This is a genomic window from Vibrio sp. B1FLJ16 (assembly GCF_905175385.1).
GTDB lineage: Bacteria > Pseudomonadota > Gammaproteobacteria > Enterobacterales > Vibrionaceae > Vibrio.
In genome coordinates this window covers 48,248-72,360 of record NZ_HG992750.1, presented here as the reverse complement: position 1 = coordinate 72,360, position 24,113 = coordinate 48,248, and the positions used below count along the sequence as shown (strand labels likewise).

Below are 24,113 nucleotides of genomic sequence, written 5' to 3'. Positions count from 1 at the left end.
GGTATATATACTCACAGGAAATAAAGCCACTCAATTTTAGTGGTTTTATTTCTTGAATACTTACCCAAATAGAATACATATACAAAGATTTAAAAAATTACAACGAACTAGGATACAAGATAGAACACAATTAATTGACAATAATATCTATTATGCATTGAACGCACGTTAATTTCCTATAAACATCCACATTTCCGCTATTTCTGACGGCTTTTATAAAACAAGCAAGCGAAGAGTCTTGACGAAAAGTTAACGTAAGGTTATTTTTCAAGCACAATATATTTTTTACCAACCAGCTCACGTACTTAAGTTATCACTATTATAAATAAGCGATTGCTAGCAGCTTTTACGCGAACTGTATTAGAGAATGAAAATTCAACAATGAATAAAATGAAAAAGATACTTGTATTAGGCTTGCTGTTTTTTGCGCCGCTTGTTTCTGCACACCCACTCTTATTTAGTGCTCCGAAACAGCCGGTGATATCCCTGACGTTAGAAGATATTCAATCTTTGCCAGAAACAACATACATAACAAAGTTACCTTGGCTTAAGGAAAAATCTGAATTTACCGGTATAAAGCTTAGCACCCTGTTAACTGAGGCTTATGGCAGTATTCCCGAACTAATCGATATCAAAGGTCTCAATAATTATCACTCCAACATCTCTCGCGAAGATATTATCAACTATCAACCAATATTGGCCTATAAAAAAGACAAGCACTATGTAAAAGTCCGAAATAAAGGCCCTTACTGGGTGGTTTATCCGTTAAACCTCTACCCAGAACTCAACCGAACAAAATATCATGCTCAGATGGTATGGCAGGTCAATGAAATTACATTAGTTCAAGAATAATGAAGTTATCAGAAGCTAATACAATAGCCACCAAAAAGTGGCGCAAAACCAATACAAGTAAATTGTTACTTTGGGTTTTCGCTCTGTCTTTATTACTTGCAAACATTATCTTACTTCAACAAGCCCGCACATTAACTCAGAGTTTCACTAACGAGCAGAAACAGGCAACATGGTTTTTATTCCAACTTTCCAAGGAACTCACCGAGCTGGATAGCGAGGCTCGCCGACTAGATGAAAATATATCGAATTTTGAAGCGACAGAGCTGCAATATGAACTCGCCTGGAGCCGTTTTGATGTTCTAATCAATAGTGATGATGCTTACACTTTCTTCTCACGCAACAATATTCAGCAGTATTTTGTCGATCTCTTTCAACAATTTAAACAGCTGGAACCCCTGCTGATAGAAGCCCAAAAGGGCAACCACCAGGCTGCTGCCCAGTTTTATCTTGCAGCACAGGCAATCAACCTTGATTTAGTAGACTTCGTTAACCAAAACTTTCGTATAACCGACAAAGTATATGAAGCGCAAAAAGGTGAAACACAACGGCTGGTACAAGCGCAATACGCTCTGTTTGCGACGTTTGTTTTATCAACATTGTCTTTGATTTACTTTTTTTATCGGGAATCCCGATTCCACAGAAAACTTGCGCTAAGCGACCCTCTGACCAAACTGGGTAACCGCAATGCGTTGTTTGAAACTCTGACAAAACATACGCTCAACAACACGAGCTTCTCGTTATCCATTATGGATTTAAATGGGTTCAAAGAGATTAATGACACTCTCGGACACCTTGCGGGTGACAAGGTTTTACGAGTTGTAGCCGACAGACTGAAGTCTATGGAGATGAACAGCTTTTCTGTATATCGCATGGGCGGAGACGAATTTGCACTGGTCACAGAAGACAGAAGCATTAAAGAAGACGAGATAAAGCGTCATATCAATGCGGTTTTTGATACGCCGGTACTCGGGGATAAAAATGCGGCTTCGCTTTCCACAAGCATAGGCATAGCAAAATATCCCATCGATAGCGACAATGTAGACCTGCTCATCAACATCGCAGATAAGCGCATGTACGAGATGAAGTTTCAACGCTAAAAGGCATCTGTATTAGGGTCTGTTGAGCTGGCAACTGATACGCAAAGCCCCGCACTGATGCGGGGCTTTGCGGTTTATTAAGGCCGAAAAACAAACTTACTCAGCAAGCAGTGCCTTCAACACAGTCAGAACACCGGCCTCCTGGTTGCTCGGGGCAGAAAAACGGGCAATCTTTTTAATCTCTTCATGAGCATTAGCGACCGCATAGGAATGCTCACTTACCTGCAGCATTTCCAGATCATTCAGGTAATCACCAAACGTCATCGTCTCTGCGGGTGTAAAATTCATAGTTTGCTGAAGATGCTGGATTGCCGCGCCTTTTGACGCTTGCGCGTTCATCACATCCAACCAGATTTTGGCACTCACCACGACTTTATGCGAGTCACCAAACTGGCTGTTTATGCCCGGGAACAGCAACTCTTCAGAGCCGTCAAAGTGACAGATAGCGACTTTTAGGAACTCATCGTCAACCTCTAGCAAGTCGTCCACGTATTTGCAGCGGTGATAGTACTTCTGAAATTCTTCCAGAGTCTTCTGACCTTGCACTTCGATGTAAGCCGAGTGCTTACCACACAGGACAATGTGTGCCCCTTCGATAGCACGTGCAGCTTTGACGATCTCTGCAACCTCAGGTTTAGGAATGGTACAACTGTAAAGTTCTTTGTCTTTGTGCATCACCAGAGTGCCGTTTTCTGCCACGTACAGAATGCGATCCTGGATCGGAGCAAAAGTATCGTGCAAGCTATAATACTGACGACCGGATGCAGCTGAAAACAAGATGCCTTTTTCTTCCAGTTGTAAAAACAGATCAAAGAACTCGGGATCCAGACGACCATACTGATCGAGTAACGTGCCATCCATATCGGAGGCGATAAATTTTATGCTAGCTAGTGACATGAACTAAGACTCTAAATAAAACAGGAAAATTGAGATTTCTGTTAAGGTACAGGATCCAGAATGAATCTCAAGTGATGCTGACAATATAGCAATCCTGAATCAAACAGGTACAATCCCTGCTCGATTTTTTACCTGCACAGATACACGCCATGCACTCGCCTGAACAATGCTTTTCTCGTTTTGCTGCCGATATATCTGGTTATACCCTGCCAGAGCAGTTTACGTTTCCGTTCTACTACACGCCCCATCCACTTTGCGTTTTAGCCGCTGAACAATTACAGCAGCACTTACTCACGCAGACCGACTTTGATCATGACTTTGGGCTGGATGATAAGCAGGCGGGTCGCGGAAAAATGTTCGGGGTGCTTTTGGTGCAAAGTTCACTGGGTGAGATAGGCTATCTCAGTGCCTTCTCCGGAAAAATCGCTGACCAGAATTTACTACCAGGATTTGTTCCTCCTGTGTACGACATGCTGACAGATGAAGGTTTTTTCCGCGCAGAAACCGACGCTATCAACGTAATTAATGCCGAATACAAGCAGTTCTTGGCTAATCCGGAGCTGGCTGAACTGAAAGCAGAGATTAAAGCGGATCGCGAAGCTTACCTGCAAGAGGAACAAGCCCACCGCCAGGTTATGATTGAAGGGCGCGCTAAGCGTAAGCAGCAAAGGAAACAAGGTGAACAAACGCTGAGCCCTGAAGAATTGACCACCTTGCTGGATGAGTTGGGTAAGCAAAGCGTCGCCGAGAAAAACATCCTCAAATACCTCAAGATGGCGTGGGATGAGAAACTGGCAATCAAGGAACAACGTTTAAGCGAGCTTAAACTTCATTTATCTGAGCTAAAACAGCGCCGTAAAACGCTTTCTAATGCACTGCAGCACAAACTGCACAGGCAATATCGTTTTCTCAATATCCTCGGCAAAGAACGTGATCTCGTGGATATCTTCGCCGGCACCACAAATCCAGTGCCACCAGCAGGAGCTGGCGAGTGTGCCGCGCCGAAATTACTGCAATACGCCTTTAAACATGGCTTTAAGCCCCTGGCACTGGCTGAATTCTGGTGGGGAGAATCCCCCAAGTCCGAAATCCGCCAGCACAAAAAGTTCTACCCGTCGTGCAACAGTAAATGCCAACCCATTCTCGGCCACATGATGCACGGTCTCAACGTCGAACCAAACCCGCTCGCAGAAAACTGGGCGGAAGACAAAGAGCTGGAAATTCTGTTCCAAGATGAGGCTATGGTCGTCGTCAATAAGCCATCAGGGTTACTCTCTGTACCGGGCAAAACCATCAAAGATTCCGCTTACACCAGACTGCAAGCCATGTTTCCGGACGTAGAAGGGCCATTTGTCATTCACCGCCTGGACATGGCGACATCCGGTATTTTGGTATTTGCATTAACGAAACGTGCCAATAAAAGCTTGCAGAAACAGTTCATTACCCGCGGCGTACAAAAGCGCTATATGGCTCTATTGGAAGGCGAGATTACTGAGCCAGAAGGTGACATATCATTACCAATGCGGGGTGACCCAGAAGATCGCCCGCGTCAGTTGGTTTGTTTCGAACATGGTAAGCCTGCCGAGACATACTGGCAGCTGATTGAAGTAAAAAACGGGCGCAGCAAGGTATACATGTACCCCAAAACCGGTCGAACCCACCAACTTAGGGTTCACAGTGCGCACCATATGGGGTTAAACATGCCGATGGTAGGCGACGGCCTGTATGGCGAGAAAGCTGATCGTCTGCACCTGCACGCAAAAATGCTGGAACTTGACCATCCATACAGCAAACAGCGAATGAGCTTCCATGCGGATTGTGAGTTTTAAATAGGCATAAAAAAGGCACTGTTCTTACCCGATAGCAGGGACAGTGCCTATTTAACCCATTAATCAGGTTACTTTCTTTGAGGTGAGGCTAACTCACTTTAAACTTGGTCCACACCTGAGAGCGCCAGCGTCTTGCCATGATGATGCCACGCACCCATTCATCCATCGCGATTGCCATCCAGGCACCGATCACGCCGTAGCCCAGGTGAATACCTAAGATATAGGAAAACAGCACGCCTAACCCCCACATACTCACTATGCCAATCTGCACCGGGAACTTAATGTCACCCGCACCTTTTAAACCCGCAATGAAGATCAGGTTGAAAACGCGTCCGCCTTCCAGCAGGATCGACCCCATCACCAGTGACCCTGCCAGAGCCAGAATTTCGGGCTGGTCTGTAAACAACCGGAGAATATCTTCCCGGAAAAAATAGATCATCATAGTAGCGATAGTAGAAGCGACAAAACCCACTAAGAAATAGATCTGCACGCGCTTTAAAATACTGCTCACCCAGCCTTTACCGATGTAATAGCCGGTCTGAATCTGAGCAGCCTGACCAATTGCCAACGCAAAGGCAAATGAGAAACGGGCAATATTCTGCGCATAAGTAAATGCCGCCAGCGATGCAGTCCCCATCTGCACCACAAAGTAGACAATACAGATTTGCGCTATGTTATAAGACAGAACTTCACCTGCATTCATACCGCCGATTTTCAGGATTTTCTTGTAAATATCAGCTGGCACTTGTTTCATGGTCGACATCGGCAGAGCAATGTTAGAACGAGCCAAAACCACCAACAGCATCAATGTACCAATCACCTGGCTAACAACTGTTGCAACCGCCACGCCCTCGACGCCGTAAACCGGTAATCCAAATGGCTGGTACAAAGCAATATAGTTACCAATGACATTGAAAACACCGCTAATCAGGTTAACGACCATAGGCGAGCGCGAATAGCCATGGCTGCGTAAAATCGTAGTCAGCACAATACCGATCGTGACGTTGAACGTCATTACACCACTGATCAGCAAGTAATTGCGAGCATAAAGCTCGACCTGAGCCTCCAGCCCGTAATAGGGCAAGAAGTACAGCGCAATAAAGACCGCTATAACGCTGAGTAACACACCAATGATCACTGACAGCGCCACGCTGGCAACGCCAACATGCACAGAATCTTTATCCCGGCCTGCTCCGTTGTACTGGGCAATTAAGATACCGGTCCCGCTGCTGACAAACGTTGAGATGATGATGAGAAAAAACGTCAGCTGGGTAATCACCCCAACCGCCGATACCGCTTTGTCTGAGTATCCACTCAACATGAACACATCACTGGTTCCTAACGCCGTCCTTAGCAAAATTTCCACAAGTATCGGCCATGCTAATGTCACAATCGACATACGCTGATTGATGGTCTGGCTGTTAGGCATGCTTGTAAACCTTCACACAATTAAAAACTGCCTCACAGTAAACTGTGAGGCAGCTTTGAAAATTAATAATTAGGTCTTGAACTGACCGTAAAATTGCGAAACTGCGTAAATTCTATTCGTATCAAGGTCTCTTCAGCAACAAATTTTCGTCAGGAAAACAAAAATAGTTTCCCCTAGAACCTCATTCACTGACGAAACTTAGAGAGCGTCGACTGACGCACGATCAAATCAATAGGAGGGAGGCGAACTTCATGTTTTTCTCCACTCAGTAAGTTCAGTATTGACTCCGCGCAAACCGCTCCAATCTCTTCAATTGGCTGACGCATAGTAGTAAGCGCTGGCGTGAAGTACTGAGATGTCGGTAAGTCATCGAAACCGATAACAGACACATCTTCGGGTACTCGAATACCATGGTCGTGTAATGCCTTAATCGCACCGTAAGCCGTTTGGTCATTGGCTGCGAACAGTGCGGAGAAATGAACCTTTGATTCAATCAGTTCTACCGTTCTCTGATATCCGGATTCGCTGCTGAAATCGCCTTGCTTGATCAACTTAGGCAGAACTTTTACCCCGGCTTCCTGCAGTGCTTTTTTGTACCCGACAAAACGCGCAACTGCATCAGGCTGGTTTAATAACCCTTTAACGTGAGCAATGTTGACGTGGCCCTGTTGCATCAGGTGCAAGGTTGCCATGTAACCACCAAGAACATTATCGACATTAATCGTCCGGACATTTTCTCCCGCAAAACTATAGCCTACCGCAACGACAGGAATCCTCTTGGCATATTCAAGGATCTGCTCTTCACTTAAGCTGCCAGTAATAATGATCACACCGTCCACATTACTTTTTGCTAGGTATTCCAGCGCATGAGATTCCAGAGTTTTTTGCCAGTGACCCGTTGCTATTACGAGCGAATAGCCCTGAGCAATAAGCACTTTCTCCATATCATTGAGTACTCGGCTGGTGTGAGGGCTTTCCGGATTTTGTACCAGAACACCTATGGTCATTGACCGAGTATTGTTGCCCTGATTCATTTGATAGTTAGGCTTATAGCCCAGCGACTTGATCGCCTTTTCTATTTGCTTGCTTTTATCATCAGAAACAAACGTGGTCCGATTTAAAAAACGAGAGACTGTACTGGGAGAAACTTTGGCTAATCTGGCTACATCATAGATAGACGTCGCTTTTTTTTGTTTTTTTTCATTGTAGGAATTTTCCGACTGCTAAGAACAAAAATATAAATTGTAGCGACATGACCGACAACGTTCGCGCGCAGGAATTGAGAGCCCAGCGGTCAGCCAGTGCGTAATCGCACTGGCTTTAACCTGTTTTTGATTAAAAGGACGCCAGCGAATTCTCACTTAAAGCATCAAACAGATGGATAGCATCCAAATCTAAGTACAGGGTGAGTGTGTCCACATCCACTTCAGCTGCCTGTGTTTCCACCATCAGCGGCTGGCTTGCGATTTCAGTTTTAAGCAGGATGCTCGCGCCAAGCAGTTCCTTATCTTTGATTTTGACCGGGAACGGCAACACGCGATCGTGATCCACTTGCTCTGCACGCAGATGAATGTCGGTCGGACGCACACCAAAATGCAGTGCAAGATTCTTTGAAGCGTGAGCTTTAAAGCGTTCTGGCAGCGGAATTCGAACATCGCCCAACTCCACTTCCCAGTTACCTGCATCACCGACCAGTTTTGCATCGAGCATGTTCATCGACGGGTTGCCGATGAACTGTGCCACAAACTTATTGGCAGGACGCTGGAACACTTCCGTTGGCGTACCAACCTGCGCCACATAACCGTCTTTCAGAATTACGATACGATCGGCAAGTGTCATCGCCTCGATCTGATCATGTGTAACGTAGATCGTGGTCGTTTTAAGCTCGCGATGAAGCTGCTTGATCTCTTCGCGCATCACACCGCGTAACTTGGCATCCAGGTTCGATAATGGTTCATCAAACAGGAACACTTTCGGCGTGCGTACCATCGCTCGGCCCATGGCTACACGCTGACGCTGACCACCGGAAAGCTCCTTAGGTTTGCGATCAAGCAGCGCATCTAACTCCAGCATTTTCGTAGCCTTACGAACCTCAGTATCAATTTGATCTTTCGGCATGCCTTTCAGCTTAAGCGCAAACGCAATGTTTTCGTAAACCGTCATATGCGGGTACAAAGCGTAGCTCTGAAACACCATCGCCAGATCGCGATCTTTGGCGTCGATCTTGTTCATCAGCTTATCGCCAACGTAAATCTCGCCAGAGGTGATACTTTCCAGGCCTGCAAGCATACGCAGTGTCGTCGATTTACCGCAGCCAGACGGACCAAGGAAAACCACGAACTCCCCGTCTTCGACGGTGAAGTCAAAATGCTTTACGACTTCAACGTCATCATAGGATTTCTTGATGTTTTTGAATTCGACTTTTGCCATTACTTGTTTTCCTCTGCTCGCTCCAACAGCATGTTACGGTAAGCAATCGCACTCGCTTTTAACGTACGTTTCTGCGTTTGGTAATCAACGTGTACGATACCGAAACGCTGCTTATAACCGTATGCCCACTCGAAGTTATCCATCAGGCTCCAGGCGAAGTAACCGTCAACCACCACGCCTGCTTTAATTGCAGTATCGACAGCTTCTAAATGCGACTGGAAGTAACGAACACGCTGCTCATCATTCACTTCACCATCCACTAACTTATCTTCTCCGGCAGCACCGTTTTCCGTGATATACAGCGGCGGCAGGTTTGGATAACGGTTGTTTAATCGAAGCAACAGATCGGTCAGAGCCTGAGGATGAATTTCCCAGCCAATGAAGGTGTGCTCCTGATCCGGCTGAGGAACAGTTTCGATATCACCGTGCTCGTTGTAACGCACCACACATCGGGTGTAGAAGTTAACACCGATAAAGTCGAGGTCAGTACGGATGATGTCTAGATCGCCTTCCAGAATCATTGGCATATTATGTGACTGACGGTCAAGTACCAGCTGCGGGTATTCACCTTTTAATACCGGATCCATAAACCAGTGGAAACCTTCCGCATCACTGTAGTCAGCTGCTCCCTGATCCGCTTCGCTGTACGGGTAAGCTGGCGTCGCATTAAATACACAACCGTGCATCGCATTTGGCGCGTTCTTACGCATATGTGGAATCGCCAGGCCGTGACCAAGCATCAAGTGATGGGCAGATAAGAAGCCCTCACGTTCCCCTTTCAAACCCGGTGCATGCTCACCCCAGCGGTAACCTAAATAAGATGAACAGAAAGGTTCGTTCAATGTTGCGTATGAATCAATCTTATCACCGAAGTAAGCACTAACTACATCTGCATACTCTGCAAATTTGTATGCTGTTTCACGGTTTAGCCAGCCGCCCTTGTCTTCAAGGTATTGCGGTAAATCCCAGTGGTAAAGAGTGACAAATACTTTTAAACCGCGGGCATGACACTCATCGATGATTTGCTCGTAAAACTTCAGGCCTTCTTCATTCACCTTGCCGTCTTCAGGGAGAATACGCGGCCATGCCATCGACAGGCGGTATGCACCCACACCGAGATCTTGAATCATCTCGATGTCTTGTTTCCATAAATGGTAGTGATCACACGCGACATCACCGTTGTCAGCATTATCAACCGCACCTGGTTTATTACAGAAAGTGTCCCAGATAGACGGTGTGCGTCCGCCTAATTGCGCGCCACCTTCAATCTGATAAGAAGAGGTTGCGACACCAAACAGGAATTCCGGGCTACGTAATTTTGAATCTTGTGGTAGTTGGTATTTATTCATTATTCTAAAACCTTTTATTTTGCTTAACCTTTAACCGCACCAGAGGTTAACCCACTGATCATCTGCTTTGAGGCAAATAAGTAAGTAATCACTAACGGTAAAATTGAAATTGTTGTTCCCAGCATCACCGCTCCCCACGGTGTATTCGGAATGCCCTGTACGCTTCGCAGTGCCTGTGTAATCACGTAGTTCTCTGGTGTTGTCAGAACCACAAGAGGTTGCATGAACATGTTCCAGAAGAAGACAAACTGCACGATAGCGAGTGTGGCAAGCGCGGGCTTCATCAAAGGAAGAACCACACTCCAGTAAGTACGAAATTCACCAGCACCATCCAGCTTCGCCGCTTCTAACAGCTCTTTAGGAATCGATGCGACCACATGCTGACGCATCAGGAAAATACCAAATGGTGTGGTAGTAAATGGCAGCCAAACCGCTAAATGGTTATCGAGCAGCCCCAGAAACTTCACGATCATGAAGTATGGAATCAGGCTCAGTACCGGCGGAATCATCATTGAGCCCACCAGCATGCCAAACAACACGCCTTTACCTTTAAATTTGTATACCGCGAACGCATAGCCGCCCATGCTACAGAACAGTAATGAAATCGCAGTGCCCAGAAACGCGATGTAGATAGAGTTAAACATCGCCTGCCAGAAAGGCATGATTTCTAATAACTTGGCGTAGTTCACCGCCAGGCTGTCACCAATAGCAAAGCTGATACCAGTACCGAAGATCTCCGTGCGGTCTCGGGTTGAAAGCAGTGCTGACCAGATAAACGGGAACACGGTCATGATGGCAGAAACAATCAGGATTAAGCCGAGCAGTACCATCAGTACTTTGGTGAAAATCTCTATGCTGCGGTCGCTGGGGCGCCAACGCTGCGCCGCAGGTAACGTATTTGTACTCATCTTATTGCTCCCCTAAACCTTTCTTACCAAAGAAGAAGAATTGAACCGCTGTACAGCCTGCAATCAAGATAAATAGCAGCCATGAAATCGCTGATGCTGTGCCCATCTCTAACCATTCCCAACCCACTTTGTAGAGGTACATAGAGATGGTTAAACCAGACTGCCCCGTACCACCGGTACCGCGCGTTAGAACAAACGGTTCTTCGAACAGCTGCAAGTTACCGATGATGGTCATGGTGACCGCGAAGAAGATAAACGGACGAATCATTGGCAATGAAATACTCCAGAATCGACGCCACGCGTTCGCACCGTCCATACGTGCTGCTTCCAGAATGTCTTTAGGAATCGTCATCAGGCCCGTGGTGTAGAGCACGATGTTAAAGCCGGTGTATTTCCAGAACACCATGATGGCGATAGAAGGTTTCACCAACGTCGCGTCATCCAGCCAGCGGATTGGCTGAAAATCGTTAACCCAAGAGAATGCCCAGCCAAACAGTGTGCTGTCAGCCAGCGCCATCAGGCTTTGGTTGATGATGCCTGAGTTTGGCGAGTACATGTTGAAGAAGATCAGTGATGCTGCCACCGTCGAAGTGATAAATGGCAGAAAGTAAGCCGACGTCAGCCAGTGACGGAAACGGTCACCCAGTGATACTAAAATGTACGCGACAGGCAGTGCCACTAAGTGCTGCGCCACACCTGATGTGATAGCCAGCCACAACGTGTTTTTCAATGAACGCCATAACCACGGGTCAGTCAGGGCAATGTGGTAGTTTTCCAGCCCGACGTAATCCATCGCGCCCAGCCCCTCAACAGGGTTCCACTCATGGAAAGAAAGAAAAATTGAAAACAGTAAAGGGAAAATCCCGAAAACAGAAAAAATAATCAAAAACGGCAGTAGGAAGCCATACGGTGTAAGCGCTTTCAAATTCAGGCGAGAAAAAATGCCCTCACGCTGCGATGTCTCCATAACCTTGCTCGCTGTCTGATTCATAGTAACGACCTCTAATCAGGAGGGCATAGTGCCCTCCCTCCTTGCTTACCAAATAACGAATTGCTTACATGTTACGGGTACGGCGTTTGATCATGCGCTCTGCATCTTTCAGTGCCGTTTTGATGTCTTTGCCTTCGTCCAGCACTTCCATCAGTGCGTTCTCTAGAATGATTGAGCGAGCAACGTGGTCTCCTTTTGCAGGCGCGACTGGCTTGATATTTTTCGCTACGTCGGCAAACAGCAAACGAGCTTTCTGACCACCAAGGAAGTCCACTTTCTCTTCGAACAATTTGTCATCATAAGTCGTGGTGTTCGCAGGGAATGCAGCGATAGTTTCAAAGTGTTTAAGCTGAATCTCACGGCGCGTCGTCATGTATTCGATCAACTTCCACGCGTCATCCTGGTGCTTTGACTGAGTCGGGATTGATAGGAAAGAACCACCCCAGCTACCGTAGATACCGTCAGGAAGGTGCGATACGCCCCAGCTTCCTGCCGTTTCAGGAGCAATCCAGTTATTCAGGTGACCAAGTAACCAAGCACCGGAAAGCTGAGTTGCAAACGTGCCATTACGGAAGCCTTCATACCATTCGTTTGACCATGCTAGGATACGGCCATCCAGACCTTTATCACGGATCTCTTTCGCCACTTCAAACGCGTGGACAAAGCGCTCAGAGGTTACTACTGGGTTACCGTCTTTATCGAAATACAAACCTTCGCCTTCCGGTACGGTAGTGAAGATAATCGCTTGCGCTACGTCAGCAGCAGAAGCAATTAACTGGATATTTTGCTGCTTTAGTTTTTCACCAGCTGCAATGTATGAGTCCCAATCTTTGATCGCTTCGTTAATATCAATGCCTGCTTTGCCAAAGATGTCGGTGCGGTAATACATAACACCAGGGCCCAGGTCGACTGGCATACCATACACATCACCATCCGCTCCTTTGCCTTGCGCCCATGCATAAGGTGCGAAGCTTTCTGCGTATTTGTCTGCGCCGTACTGTTCAGACAGGTTCACCAAGCCTCCGGATGCGACGAACGGACCGATTTTTTCTACGTCAACAACAATCACATCACCTGCGCCAGAGCCCGTTGCCAAGTTGGTTGTCAGCTTAGTATGGTGATCACCGTGGTTATTCATCAGATAATCAACCTTAATGCCCGTTTCTTTCTCGAAATCTGGCAGCAGAACTTTCAGACTGCTGTCGAAATCCGGAAAACCATCGAAGCGAATTTTAGATTCCTCAGCGGCATTTGCCGTTGCAGCAAAACTTAAAGCAGCGGTCACCGCAAGCGTCAAAGTTTTCAGTTTCATTGTTGTTGTCCTTAATTATCGTTTTATAGGGTATGCAGTTCTTTGACTGAACTTCTCGCCACCAGATTTGGTGACAGCTTGAAGTTCACATCTCTTTTGTTTTTATTGAGAATTTGAATTACGAGCTGGACTGCTTCTGCACTCATTAGCTCAATAGGGAAGTTAACTGTCGTCAGGGCTGGCGTAAGATAACGCGCAAACAGAATGTCATCGAATCCCACCAGCGAAACCTGTGCAGGAACATCAATACCATGGGCTTTCAGTACTTCATAAGCTCCAAAAGCCATGTGATCGTTACAGGCAAAGACAGCAGTAAAATGACAGTCGCGCTTTAACAGCTTGCGCATTGCGCTTTCTCCGGACTCTTCGGTAAAACCGGCCTCTGAAACCAATGCTTCGTCATACTCGATTCCCGCCTCTTCAAGAGCCTTGCGGTAACCTTGCAGACGCCCCCGTGCATCGGATTTGTCCAGAGGGCCGGTGATACACGCGATGTTGCGATGCCCCATTCGCAACAAATATTCGGTCGCCAGCTGGCCACCAAATTCGTTATCGATCTCAATGCAGCTTTGTGCCATTTCAGGAATAAAGCGGTTCACCAATACAACTGGAACACCTTTTTCCTGCAGATCGATTAGATAGTCATCCGTCAGGTTTTGTGTGTGCAAAATCATTGCGTCCACACGACGTCCTAACAGGAACTCCACAGATTCACGCTGACTTTGCTCTGAATTAGAACCCGCCGTGACGACAACGTGATAGCCGAAACGACGCAGACGTTCTTCAATGCTGTGCAAAATACCTGAGTAAAACGGTCCCCCGAGCTCCGGTACGATGATACCAATACTACCGGTACGGCTGGACGCTAAAGCTTGAGCAATGGAATTCGGGCGATAACCAAGTTCTTGAATCGCTTTCTCCACCTTCAGTTTCTTATCGTGACTCACGCGGCTAGTGCCGTTGATCACCCGAGAAACCGTAGCCTGAGAAACCCCTGCGTATTCAGATACATCTTTAATCGTCGCCACAAGAAACCTCTTTTGCCTAAGCCTCAAAATTCAATTCTGCTTCTGGGAACAGACAACACTCCCGAAACCGCTTTCATGACAGGTAGTATTTCTTATCTACTGAAGTGTTATCGTGAGAGAAATCACACCGAAACCCCTTTAAATTCGGGCAATATCAGAAAGAATGAAGCGGTCAGCAGTTTCGTTTCATTCCATGAAACTGTTTCATGAAACTGCTTTATTTCTTCACTTAATGATTTCCTTTCAATTTAAACTCCTCAGTAAGATTAGATTGTCGCAATGCCATATTTTCGAGCTGCTGCCCCTGCAAAGCCAACTGCTCTGAACGTAACAAGTTCTGTTCTGCCAAGCTGTGAATCCGACTAACATTGGCGGTAACTTCAGAAGCTACAGACTGATGTTCTGTTGTAGCTGAAGCAATTTGATGACTGCGATCTTCAATTTGATTTAAGAGAGTATGAACATCCACCAACGACTCATTTACTCTATGTGTTTGATCGACAAAACTAGACATATCGTCCACACACTGGGTAATTTGTAAAACAGCTTGTTTGGAACAATGTTGCAGCTGCTCAATCTTGACTTGTATCTCTTGAGTAGATTTCGTCGTCTTGGCGGCGAGAACCCGAACTTCATCAGCAACAACCGAGAAACCTCGCCCATGCTCTCCAGCCCTAGCCGCCTCAATTGCAGCGTTAAGAGCAAGTAGATTCGTTTGCTCCGAAATGCCGGATATCACATCTAAAATGGATTCAATACTACCGCTTTCTTTTTCCACTTCTCGTATGGTTAACGTCGACTCACTTAAACGCTGAGATAACATATTCAGTTGTTCGACGGTTTTGTTCATTCCCGACTGGCAACCTGTTGAAGTACCCACTGCTTCAGTAACTATTGAAAGAGACTGATTTGCAGAGTCAGCGATCTCTGATACGGAACATTCGATCTGCTCCATAGCCGTTGCGACAAGAATTGTCTGTGATGTTTGGTCAGAGATGGCTTGATTGAAAGCCGAACTGGTTTCTTGATTGGTTAAAGAGGTGCTTTTTAGTTCTTTTGCCGATTGGCGCATTTGTTCAATAATATTTGAAAGGTGCTCAATAACCAGATTCACTTTGTTGGCAACTTCACCAAATTCATTTTTGCCACTATAACCAACGGAGGTAGTGAGATCCTTATTGGCGACTTTACCTAGCACTCCTGTGAGTAACTGGCTTGGTTTCCGAATCATATTTGCTATGCCGATACCGATCACACCAGAAACACATACCGCCATCACCGCCACAATCACTAACACCTGTAATGTCTTTTCTGCGAGTGCCGTTGATTCACCATAAAGTACTTTTGACGTAGCTTGAGCATATTCCGCTAACGCTTCAATATGCGCTAACTGTTGATCGATCGCCTGCTCAAGTAAATGCCTGTGCTCTTGTAAACTTTCACTCATTTCAATCGCTTGGAAATGTTGGCTCACGACACCTTGCTCAGAATAAGCATGCAGATCTAATAAGGATATTGCTTGTTTAGTCCTTTGAAAAATATCTGGAGATAGTGACTTAACCCGATTGAGTGCTTCTTCAAATCGTTCTTTTCGACTTTCGAGTCGACGCTGAACAGAGCGAAGTTCTATTGTTTCTTGGAGTGGAAAGGCTTCATTTACCTCTCCGAGCAGTAGGCCGACCTGCGATAACAAATGCTCTAGAGCCTCAAGCTCCTGCTGACTCTTTGCTTGCGCAAGGCCATTAACCAAATTGTTGTTTATTTGAGCCGTTAGAGACTGAAACTGTGATTGTTCATAAAGGTCTTGGTCTTTTAAATCAAGATAACGGACATACAGAGCAAGGAGTTCCTCTATCTTAGTCAAGACGACTTCACTTGTTGTTTGTATATCTTGCAGCACTACCCTGACGCCATCATCTTGAACCGCTCTTTCCTCAAGCCAAGCTAATTGTTCTTGGTACTTTGCAATCTTATCGTTAATACGCAGCTTCAGGGGCTCTAATTCATCAATATAGGAAGCTGCAAAGTATGGCGTTAAGCTTCTATTTATATTGAGAAAATCAATTGTAAGCTCAGATGAACGAAGCATTAGCGGCGTGGAATCGTGTGTCATCAGCTCCATTTTTGACGTAATTTTCTGCGTTCCTTGAAAAGCCAGCCACGAAGAGCAAAGGGTAACAGCAATAAGAGCGAAAAAACCGAGGTAGACTCGCGATACAACGGAAGTAAGCGACATAATGTGCCTCTCTATCATTCTGTAGGCAAAAAAAGAGCCGCAAAAGCGACTCAAAACTGGGTTAAGAATAGGCAAAGCGGCGCTCAATGGGTTGCAATGAGCGCCATTGTTGAAACTAACGAGAGTTAAGATGTTTAATTAAAGGTGATTACCACCAGGCTTCGAACATAGCGCCGACAGCTACCGTATCCGCGGTTACTGTTTCGACACTTGGGCCTTTCGTTTCTACATCACCTACCGTTGTGTAGAAACGCAGCATCGGACGGCTCCACGGTAAACCACCAAGAGAAACGTTTTGCGATAGTGTTACTTTCCAACCAGTTTTTTCGCTGCCATCATCGAAGTCTTCCATCGCATAGCCAGCTTCTAACCATGTAGAGTGAACTTCATCCCATTGATACTGCGGACGCACAATACCTGCGTACTCGTTTTTCTCGTCAGTATCAGTTCCGGAGAAGTTTTTGTAAGAAACCAGGTAATCAATAATGAACTGATCTGATGCGCCGTAACCGCCCTCAACGCTGACGTAAGTCACATTGTAGTCGTCACCTGACAGATCAAACGCCGAGTTATCCGCGCCGTCCGTGTATTTCATAACAAGTTTATTTGAGCTACCAAGGCCTAATACAGCACCTACTTGCCAGGCTGTGCGGTCGCTTACATCAGGATCTGATGCAGAGTTCGCTTCATCTGATGCAAAACCGTAGTTTGCGTAAAGATCGAGATTACCGATACCCAAATCAATGCCGTGTAACTTCGACGTAATTGCGTAACGTCCTGAGTCATTACCCAACGCACCGTCTTCGCTGTCAACTGCACCAACAAAGCCCATATCCAGCTTCACACCACCTAAATTTAAGTTGTTGAAACCCGCGCCTTGACCGTCATGCGACATCCAGAAGTAGTCGTTGATACCTTGTTGCGGACGTTGATGGAAATCACGACCAGCCCACATATAAAGTTCTGGCTGGCTCTCAAAAACATTAGTCACACCGGCATACATTTTTTTCAGGTTTACACCACCTGAAGAGCCCCACTGGTCGTTATTCCAGTCATCAAGCATGAGCACTAAGTCCCACTTCGCGCCATTGTCTGCCTGAAATATTTTAGCCAACTGGAATTCACCACCATTCGCTTCGTTGCCTAAACGACCTAATGAACGACCAGTGCTTCCTACTTCAACATAGCGGTTGTCGCCAGAAGAATAATGAGCGCCATAACGAGCATAACCAGAGAAAATGATTCCCGTAGGAACTTCTGTATCCGGGGTCAATACTGCTGGTTGTTGATCGTTAACATAGTCCAGCTCCACGAGCTTAGATTCAAGCTCTTGGATGCGCTGTTCCAGATCAGAGATGTCTGCTGTTGCGGCAAGTACAGAAGTAGAAGCAAGCGAGGCAGCCACTGCAAAGGTAAGAGGTAAAACTTTGAAGTTTTTCATTTTTAGTCCCTAAATTTTTGTAGGTGTAATTATTTCAATAGGGATTTTAAGGAATGAAACATTTGAAAAGCCGTTTACGCTTCACAGGTAAATACAACTTAAAATGACATGAAACAACGCATGAAACCTGACGTTAGTTTTATTAATTAAAATCAGCAAGTTAAAATCAAAAAGATATCAACTCCGTATTTGAAATCGCTTTCATTTCATAACATTGTTTAATTGTAATCACGTTTATCAGCTTCGGAATCGAGGGATAAGCCATGCCTGCCATGAAAACTTTCATATAAATGAAATTTTCATGGTCAGTAAATTTCCTACAGGCTTGTTTTATGATGCTATTATTTACAATGATTTACTTCACATACCGAGGCAATTTATTCTATCGGTAGTTAAGTAAATCATAATATAATTATTAAAAATGATAATAAGGATATACGATGTCAACGCTGGCAGGGGCTCGCTTAAAAGAAATGGCAGATATAGGTTCAACGAGAAAAAAGAAAATTGTTTTTCTCTGCTCCAGTATCGCTGCCACATGTTTAGTCTATGGCGCTGTTATCCAGTCATTTGAACAGCATTGGAGTCTGTGCTTAATATATTCTTTATCAGCCGTAGCCTGTTTAAGTATCTGCTACATGATAAGAGTACAAAAACATCATCAGTATGCTGACTTACTTTTCAGTGCAATCCTTATGCTGGACGGACTGTTCCTGTTACTGTTTAACGACACCCTTTCAGGAACAATTTTGTGGCTTTATCCTATTCTCGTAGCACTTATTCTAATCAACGAGTTCAAAGTCGGACTCATATTTAGTTGCTCTTATCTAATATTTATATTCATTAGTATTGTTTTTTTAGATAAATTACCGATCGACAGTCCCATGGTTGAGCGCAGGTTTTTATTGACGTTATTAGCCATCAGTTTTGTATGCCATACGTTTTCTTATTACTACGCTAAAATCCTCAACTATGTCCAAATCCTTTACCGTGAGGGAATAGAAGAGCTCGCTTATTTTGATCAATTAACCGGATTAGCTAACCGTTGGAGCTTTGAAACCTGGGTACAACAAAAGCTGGATGATATTGATCACTCTCATGATAGCGCCCTGACCGCTCTCGTATTTCTTGATCTCGATAACTTTAAACATATCAACGATAACTATGGACATGACGTTGGTGATCAAGTCCTTAAAACCTTTGCTTCCCGGCTGCAAAGCAGTGTTCGTAACAGAGACCGAAGCACATTAAAACATGATTATTCAATTGCGAGATTTGCCGGCGATGAGTTTGTGCTGTTACTTTATGACGTACACAATAAAGAAGACTTAAACAAAGTATTACAGCGAATCGTTAACGTGTACGCGGGCGGGCACCAGGAGGATAGCATGATCCATGAAATCACCATGAGTCTTGGTGTTGCTATTTATAAGCAGGATGCAGCAGAATTATCTGAGCTGGTGCGGTGTGCAGATAAAGCCATGTATGTTGCCAAGCAGACTGGTAAAAATCAGTACGCGTATTATGAAGACTGTATTGAGGCAGAAGAGTTAAGCAATCCGCAAGTTGTTCCACCTAACATTACCCAGGCCAATGAGCACTAATGACTCTATATTTCGCCTAGTTAGGAAAACATATACATTGCCCATAAGCCGGTGACCAAAGTTACCAACAACCAGATCACGCGTCTAGCCCGGTTACGTTTTCCGGATTGGGAAGGAACGACAGGCCTCAAGGCTTGTTGCTTCAACTTCCCCACCATATCTTTATCTAGTGCGCGTTTGTAGAGATCCCGCCTTTTTAATGCGGCATTTGCCACCGTTGTATATCGGTGCCTTTGCTCTGTTGTGAAGTCCGTTACCTCGTAGCGAGGGGGCAAATCAGTGTGCTTAGGTTGTACTGACATCGCTTCCTCCTTGGATTGATGAGTGTGTTATACCCAAGTGACGTCAAGTTGCAGGGTTCAGAGCATTGTCACTGATTCAAGTTCAAGGAAAACGACGCAGAGGAATAGCGAGCTCTTTCCAAGTTGTTTGACGATGAAATTGTTTCAGTGACATGCTCCCAAAGGGCGAGATGCCTTGACTTGCATACTTTGTTAACGATTTTTGATTTAGAGTCACTAGATCATCAAATCGTTGCCTCGTCTGTAAGCCAAGTCATTCTCGCTGAACCGAGCATCTTGAGGTTACTTGGGTATAAGTATATACGTTGTAATGATATTTAAAGCTGCCTAAAAGCCAACTTTTATAACGGCCCAGTACAAAAAAGCCACCCGAAGGTGGCTCTCACGCATGTTTACTATTCTACTTACAGGTACTCACACAGATAAGCAGTCGCTTCTTTAACCTGCAGCTCAAACGATGAGTTCCCTTCTACATCAAAAGACTCACCGCTGCTGTACGTTGTCCAATCCACTTCATCCACGCGTTTTACTACCAGAGCACCTTTTACAACTGTCATACGTTCTGGTGCTTGGGTTCCGAACGTATATTCGCCCGGAAGCATTACGCCAACACTCACTTCCTGTCCTTGTTGACTAAACCCTAGTGACTTTACGCCGCCTGCAAAATAGCTGTTTTCCTTGATACTCATTATCAGTTCCTTTTTTTAAATCTGCTCTTTTTTACCCTGTTTTTCAGCATGACTCAAGCATCTCAATCATGCTTAATTTTCTAACTATGCATGGCTCATCAGAACATTTGCTTGTTTAAGCATTATTGCTTTTTAAACGGACGGAATAGCAATACAAATACTATTTACAACTTAATCAGTAAGGTTGTTTCTGAATGTAAAATTGCCCGTTGGATCATAGTTTTAACGTCTCAGTATCGAGATTATTTGGTTTTAATACAGAATCTTCACACCATAGTTAAAAATCACAAGCAAATAGCCGATTCGATTTATGCCCAGCACCAGACGTATAAAAAACAACGATTCTGAGCCTTCATTCTGGCGTCGGCATCAACTGATTATGATAAAGAGTGCTTTTGGCATTTTTGCCTGCTCTTTTCTGGTATTGACCTGCTACCTGCTTTATCGCTCTTACCACGACTTCCGCGACCCTGAAAAAATCTATGGTGAGTGGATAGAAATCGGTGCACCGCCTTATCAGACAGAACGCCTCACTTTCTCTCCTGACGGGGTGTATCGAAATTACCGCCTGGTTACTACGACATTTGATTTTGATGGCACGGTAATAACCTTGCACACAGGCCTTGGAAAAACAACTTACAAAACTGCTGGCTCTCACCTGTCACCACAACTACACCGGATTGAACCACTAATACCGGACCAGCGCTTTGTCAGAAAAGGATTCGAGCACACGGTGAAAGGTTCGGAATCGGGCGCAGCATCAAGAAGAAGATCAGCATTGAGTGAACACTTTACGCAAGACTGAAATCCCTCGCTTTCCCCTCCTCCCTTCTCATCACTTAATCCACAAATAAGTAGACTTGCGTCGCAATTGATGTCGGTACAAGTGAGTAAACGATAAAAATCACTGCTGCTCAATATTTGTGGTTTATTGACTCAGTCTTACATTTTGCGTGCAACAAAATGTGGATTTTATTTAACTTCCCTCCGCTGACTCGAAAACCGTTTTAATTTTTTTTGACGAAAAAAAAACAGTCTGAAATGCTGAACGGGATGCTTTTGCACGTGGTGTGCTTCCTTGGTGCAGGAGCAGATTATGTTTGTGACAGAACATGAATCCAAGGATTGAGAGAGAAGTTATGATTCGATTTAACCTATGTGCTGCTGGGGTTGCTCTAGCACTATCGGGAGCGACTATCGCAGCTCCGACAGCACCAAGTATTGATCTATATGGTTCCAACAACCTTCAGTTTTCTAAAATTGAACTGGCAATGGAAACGACATCTGGTTACCACAACATGGTGACCTACCATGACCAAGCGAAAATTACTGTAAAATTCAACCAATGGAGCGGCACGTCTGGTGACACGTACAACATCTACTTTGATGGTGTACAAGTTGCGACAGGCCCTATCACCGGTAGCCAGACTACTGCCGAGTTCGAATATGGCCAGGGCGGTTTGTATCAGATGGAGATCGAAGCGTGTGATGAAACAGGCTGTGCGAAAAGTGCTCCGGCTGAAATCACAATTGCGGATACCGATGGCTCTCACCTAAAACCGCTTACCATGAATGTGGATGCAAACAACAAATCATTCAGCACAGATCCAAGCGTCGTGATGGGTACTTACTTTGTTGAATGGGGCATCTACGGTCGAGAGTACACGGTCGATAATATCCCAGCGGACAACCTGACTCACATCCTATACGGTTTCATCCCAATTTGTGGTCCAAATGAGTCTGTGAAATCAGTTGGTGGTAACAGCTTTAACGCGCTGCAAACAGCTTGTAACGGCGTTTCTGACTATGAAGTCGTTATCCATGACCCATGGGCTGCATACCAGAAGAGTTTCCCTCAGGCTGGTCATGAATACAGCACGCCTATTAAGGGTAACTACGCAATGCTGATGGCATTGAAACAACGTAATCCGGATCTAAAAATCATCCCTTCAATCGGTGGCTGGACTCTGTCTGACCCATTCTTTGATTTCGTCGACAAAGCGAACCGCGATACTTTCGTAGCATCGGTTAAGAACTTCCTGAAGACATGGAAATTCTACGACGGCGTAGATATTGACTGGGAATTCCCTGGTGGTGGCGGTCAAGCTGCAGATCGCGGTGACACTGTGAACGATGGCCCTGCGTATGTGGCGTTGATGCGTGAACTGCGCGCAATGTTAGACGAGCTAGAGGCAGAAACAGGCCGCACTTACGAACTGACTTCAGCAATCGGTGTAGGTTACGACAAAATTGAAGACGTTGATTACGCCGATGCTGTTCAGTACATGGACTACATTTTTGCCATGACTTATGACTTCTACGGCGGTTGGAATAACGTACCGGGTCACCAGACTGCACTTTACTGTGGTTCGTTCATGGCCCCTGGTCAATGTGACGGCAGCGGTGTAGATGAGAACGGTGAGCAGTTCAAAGGTCCTGCGTACACTGCTGACAACGGCATCCAGCTTCTTCTGGCTCAAGGTGTTCCTGCCAACAAACTGGTTCTAGGTACAGCGATGTATGGCCGTGGTTGGGAAGGTGTAATGCCAGCAACATTAACGGATCCAAACGATCCGATGACAGGTACTGCAACAGGTAAACTGAAAGGCAGCACTGCGCAAGGCGTTTGGGAAGATGGTGTTATTGATTACAAAGGCATCAAGTCATTTATGCTCGGTGCGAACAACACTGGCATCAACGGCTTTGAATACGGCTATGATGTACAGGCAGAAGCACCTTGGGTTTGGAACCGTTCAACAGGTGAGCTGATCACATTTGATGACGAACGCTCAGTATTAGCAAAAGGTAACTACGCTAAGACTCTTGGCCTTGCAGGTTTGTTCTCGTGGGAAATTGACGCTGATAACGGCGATATCCTGAATGCAATGCATGAAGGCATGTCTGGCGCGATTATTGAACAGCCAAACAGTGCTCCGACAGCTGCTGCTGGCGCTGACCAATCAGTAACAGGTCCAGCAACAGTAACACTAAATGGCAGCCAATCAACTGATTCTGACGGTACTATCGTAAGCTACACCTGGGAACAAGTATCAGGTACAGCAGTAGCACTGACTGGTGCAAACAGCGCAAGCGCAAGCTTCGATGTGGCGGAAGTAACTGCAGAAGAGCAACTAACGTTCCAGCTAACGGTAACTGATAACAAAGGCGCTACTGCTTCTGATCTGGTTGTAGTAACAGTGAAGCCTGCCGGCGTTATCGAGCCACCACAAAACAATGCGCCAGTAGCACAAATCACTGCACCAGCAACAGCGAACGCAGGTGATGTGGTAGTGATCGACGCGTCAGCTTCCAGCGATGCAGATAACGATAGCCTAACCTTCAACTGGACCTTACCTGAAGGCCTTGCTGCAACAGTAGACGGCGCGACAGTAACCTTTACAGCAGCAGAGTACTCTCAAGATACTAGCCTTGCTTTCACAGTGAGTGTCAGCGATGGCGAAGCATCAGCAACGGCAAGTGCAACGGTTGTTGTTGCTGAGCACACATCAGTAACTGATCCAGTGACATGTGACAACGCTTGGGACTCTGGTACCGTCTACACAGGTGGTGACCAGGTTACTCACGCTGGCAGCACCTGGGAAGCTAAGTGGTGGACACGTGGTGAAGATCCAACTAAGTCTGGCCAGTGGGGCGTGTGGAAAGAAGTAGGTACAGCAAGCTGTAACTAAGTATCCCTCCAGATAAATAAAACCACTATT

The 24,113-nt window shown here is 45.6% G+C and carries 19 protein-coding genes; 6 read left to right on the top strand and 13 right to left on the bottom strand.

Annotated features, from left to right (window positions below):
- The first annotated feature begins 390 nt into the window (after positions 1-390).
- Positions 391-852, top strand: a complete 462-nt coding sequence (locus KHN79_RS14415; protein WP_182010626.1) for an oxidoreductase — start codon at positions 391-393, stop codon at positions 850-852.
- Positions 852-1,949 (top strand): GGDEF domain-containing protein, encoded by a 1,098-nt coding sequence (locus KHN79_RS14410; protein WP_182010571.1) that lies wholly within the window; start codon positions 852-854, stop codon positions 1,947-1,949. The genes KHN79_RS14415 and KHN79_RS14410 overlap by 1 nt, the downstream gene beginning before the upstream one ends.
- Before the next feature lie 96 nt (positions 1,950-2,045).
- Here the strand turns inward: KHN79_RS14410 and KHN79_RS14405 are convergent, their stop codons facing one another.
- Positions 2,046-2,846 carry an HAD family hydrolase gene (locus KHN79_RS14405; RefSeq protein WP_182010570.1) on the bottom strand — a complete coding sequence of 267 codons (801 nt, stop codon included), beginning with the start codon at positions 2,844-2,846 and terminating at the stop codon, positions 2,046-2,048.
- A gap of 149 nt (positions 2,847-2,995) precedes the next feature.
- On the opposite strand from KHN79_RS14405, the gene KHN79_RS14400 reads away from it, so the two are divergent.
- Positions 2,996-4,675: an RluA family pseudouridine synthase gene (locus KHN79_RS14400; protein ID WP_182010569.1), complete on the top strand. Its 1,680-nt coding sequence runs from the start codon at positions 2,996-2,998 to the stop codon at positions 4,673-4,675.
- Between the two features lie 88 nt (positions 4,676-4,763).
- On the opposite strand, the gene KHN79_RS14395 is transcribed toward KHN79_RS14400, so the two are convergent.
- The 10 genes from KHN79_RS14395 to KHN79_RS14350 all read right to left on the bottom strand — a co-directional run bounded on the left by KHN79_RS14395 (position 4,764) and on the right by KHN79_RS14350 (position 17,799).
- Positions 4,764-6,104, bottom strand: coding sequence for an MATE family efflux transporter (locus KHN79_RS14395; protein WP_182010568.1), 1,341 nt, complete (start codon positions 6,102-6,104; stop codon positions 4,764-4,766).
- A 185-nt stretch (positions 6,105-6,289) separates the two neighbouring features.
- The gene (locus KHN79_RS14390) at positions 6,290-7,279 is read right to left on the bottom strand and encodes a substrate-binding domain-containing protein (protein WP_211907311.1); all 990 of its coding nucleotides are present in this window, start codon (positions 7,277-7,279) and stop codon (positions 6,290-6,292) included.
- A 160-nt stretch (positions 7,280-7,439) separates the two neighbouring features.
- Positions 7,440-8,534, bottom strand: coding sequence for a sn-glycerol-3-phosphate ABC transporter ATP-binding protein UgpC (gene ugpC / locus KHN79_RS14385; protein WP_182010566.1), 1,095 nt, complete (start codon positions 8,532-8,534; stop codon positions 7,440-7,442).
- Positions 8,534-9,883, bottom strand: a complete 1,350-nt coding sequence (locus KHN79_RS14380) for a GH1 family beta-glucosidase (protein WP_182010565.1) — start codon at positions 9,881-9,883, stop codon at positions 8,534-8,536. The genes ugpC and KHN79_RS14380 overlap by 1 nt, the downstream gene beginning before the upstream one ends.
- A 23-nt stretch (positions 9,884-9,906) precedes the next feature.
- Complete coding sequence (locus KHN79_RS14375) at positions 9,907-10,791, bottom strand: carbohydrate ABC transporter permease (protein WP_182010564.1); 885 nt, start codon at positions 10,789-10,791, stop codon at positions 9,907-9,909.
- A gap of 1 nt (position 10,792) precedes the next feature.
- Complete coding sequence (locus tag KHN79_RS14370) at positions 10,793-11,782, bottom strand: sugar ABC transporter permease (RefSeq protein WP_182010563.1); 990 nt, start codon at positions 11,780-11,782, stop codon at positions 10,793-10,795.
- A 64-nt stretch (positions 11,783-11,846) separates the two neighbouring features.
- Positions 11,847-13,094, bottom strand: coding sequence for an extracellular solute-binding protein (locus KHN79_RS14365; protein WP_182010562.1), 1,248 nt, complete (start codon positions 13,092-13,094; stop codon positions 11,847-11,849).
- Between the two features lie 23 nt (positions 13,095-13,117).
- A complete protein-coding gene (locus KHN79_RS14360; RefSeq protein WP_182010561.1) occupies positions 13,118-14,122 on the bottom strand; it encodes a LacI family DNA-binding transcriptional regulator in 1,005 nt (334 codons plus the stop codon).
- 229 nt (positions 14,123-14,351) lie between these two features.
- Complete coding sequence (locus KHN79_RS14355) at positions 14,352-16,358, bottom strand: methyl-accepting chemotaxis protein (protein WP_182010560.1); 2,007 nt, start codon at positions 16,356-16,358, stop codon at positions 14,352-14,354.
- Positions 16,359-16,506: 148 nt separating this feature from the next.
- The gene (locus tag KHN79_RS14350; protein ID WP_182010559.1) at positions 16,507-17,799 is read right to left on the bottom strand and encodes a carbohydrate porin; all 1,293 of its coding nucleotides are present in this window, start codon (positions 17,797-17,799) and stop codon (positions 16,507-16,509) included.
- Positions 17,800-18,239: 440 nt separating this feature from the next.
- Here KHN79_RS14350 and KHN79_RS14345 point away from each other — a divergent pair, with 440 nt between their 5' ends.
- Positions 18,240-19,403 (top strand): GGDEF domain-containing protein, encoded by a 1,164-nt coding sequence (locus KHN79_RS14345; protein WP_182010558.1) that lies wholly within the window; start codon positions 18,240-18,242, stop codon positions 19,401-19,403.
- Positions 19,404-19,423: 20 nt separating this feature from the next.
- Here the strand turns inward: KHN79_RS14345 and KHN79_RS14340 are convergent, their stop codons facing one another.
- Both KHN79_RS14340 and KHN79_RS14335 read right to left on the bottom strand, forming a co-directional pair.
- Positions 19,424-19,705, bottom strand: coding sequence for a hypothetical protein (locus tag KHN79_RS14340; RefSeq protein WP_182010557.1), 282 nt, complete (start codon positions 19,703-19,705; stop codon positions 19,424-19,426).
- Between the two features lie 404 nt (positions 19,706-20,109).
- Positions 20,110-20,394 (bottom strand): pyrimidine/purine nucleoside phosphorylase, encoded by a 285-nt coding sequence (locus tag KHN79_RS14335; RefSeq protein WP_182010556.1) that lies wholly within the window; start codon positions 20,392-20,394, stop codon positions 20,110-20,112.
- A gap of 310 nt (positions 20,395-20,704) precedes the next feature.
- Here KHN79_RS14335 and KHN79_RS14330 point away from each other — a divergent pair, with 310 nt between their 5' ends.
- Entirely contained in the window at positions 20,705-21,199 is a 495-nt protein-coding gene (locus KHN79_RS14330; protein ID WP_182010555.1) for a DUF2850 domain-containing protein, read from the top strand.
- Between the two features lie 334 nt (positions 21,200-21,533).
- Complete coding sequence (locus tag KHN79_RS14325) at positions 21,534-24,083, top strand: glycosyl hydrolase family 18 protein (protein ID WP_182010554.1); 2,550 nt, start codon at positions 21,534-21,536, stop codon at positions 24,081-24,083.
- Positions 24,084-24,113 lie beyond the last annotated feature (30 nt).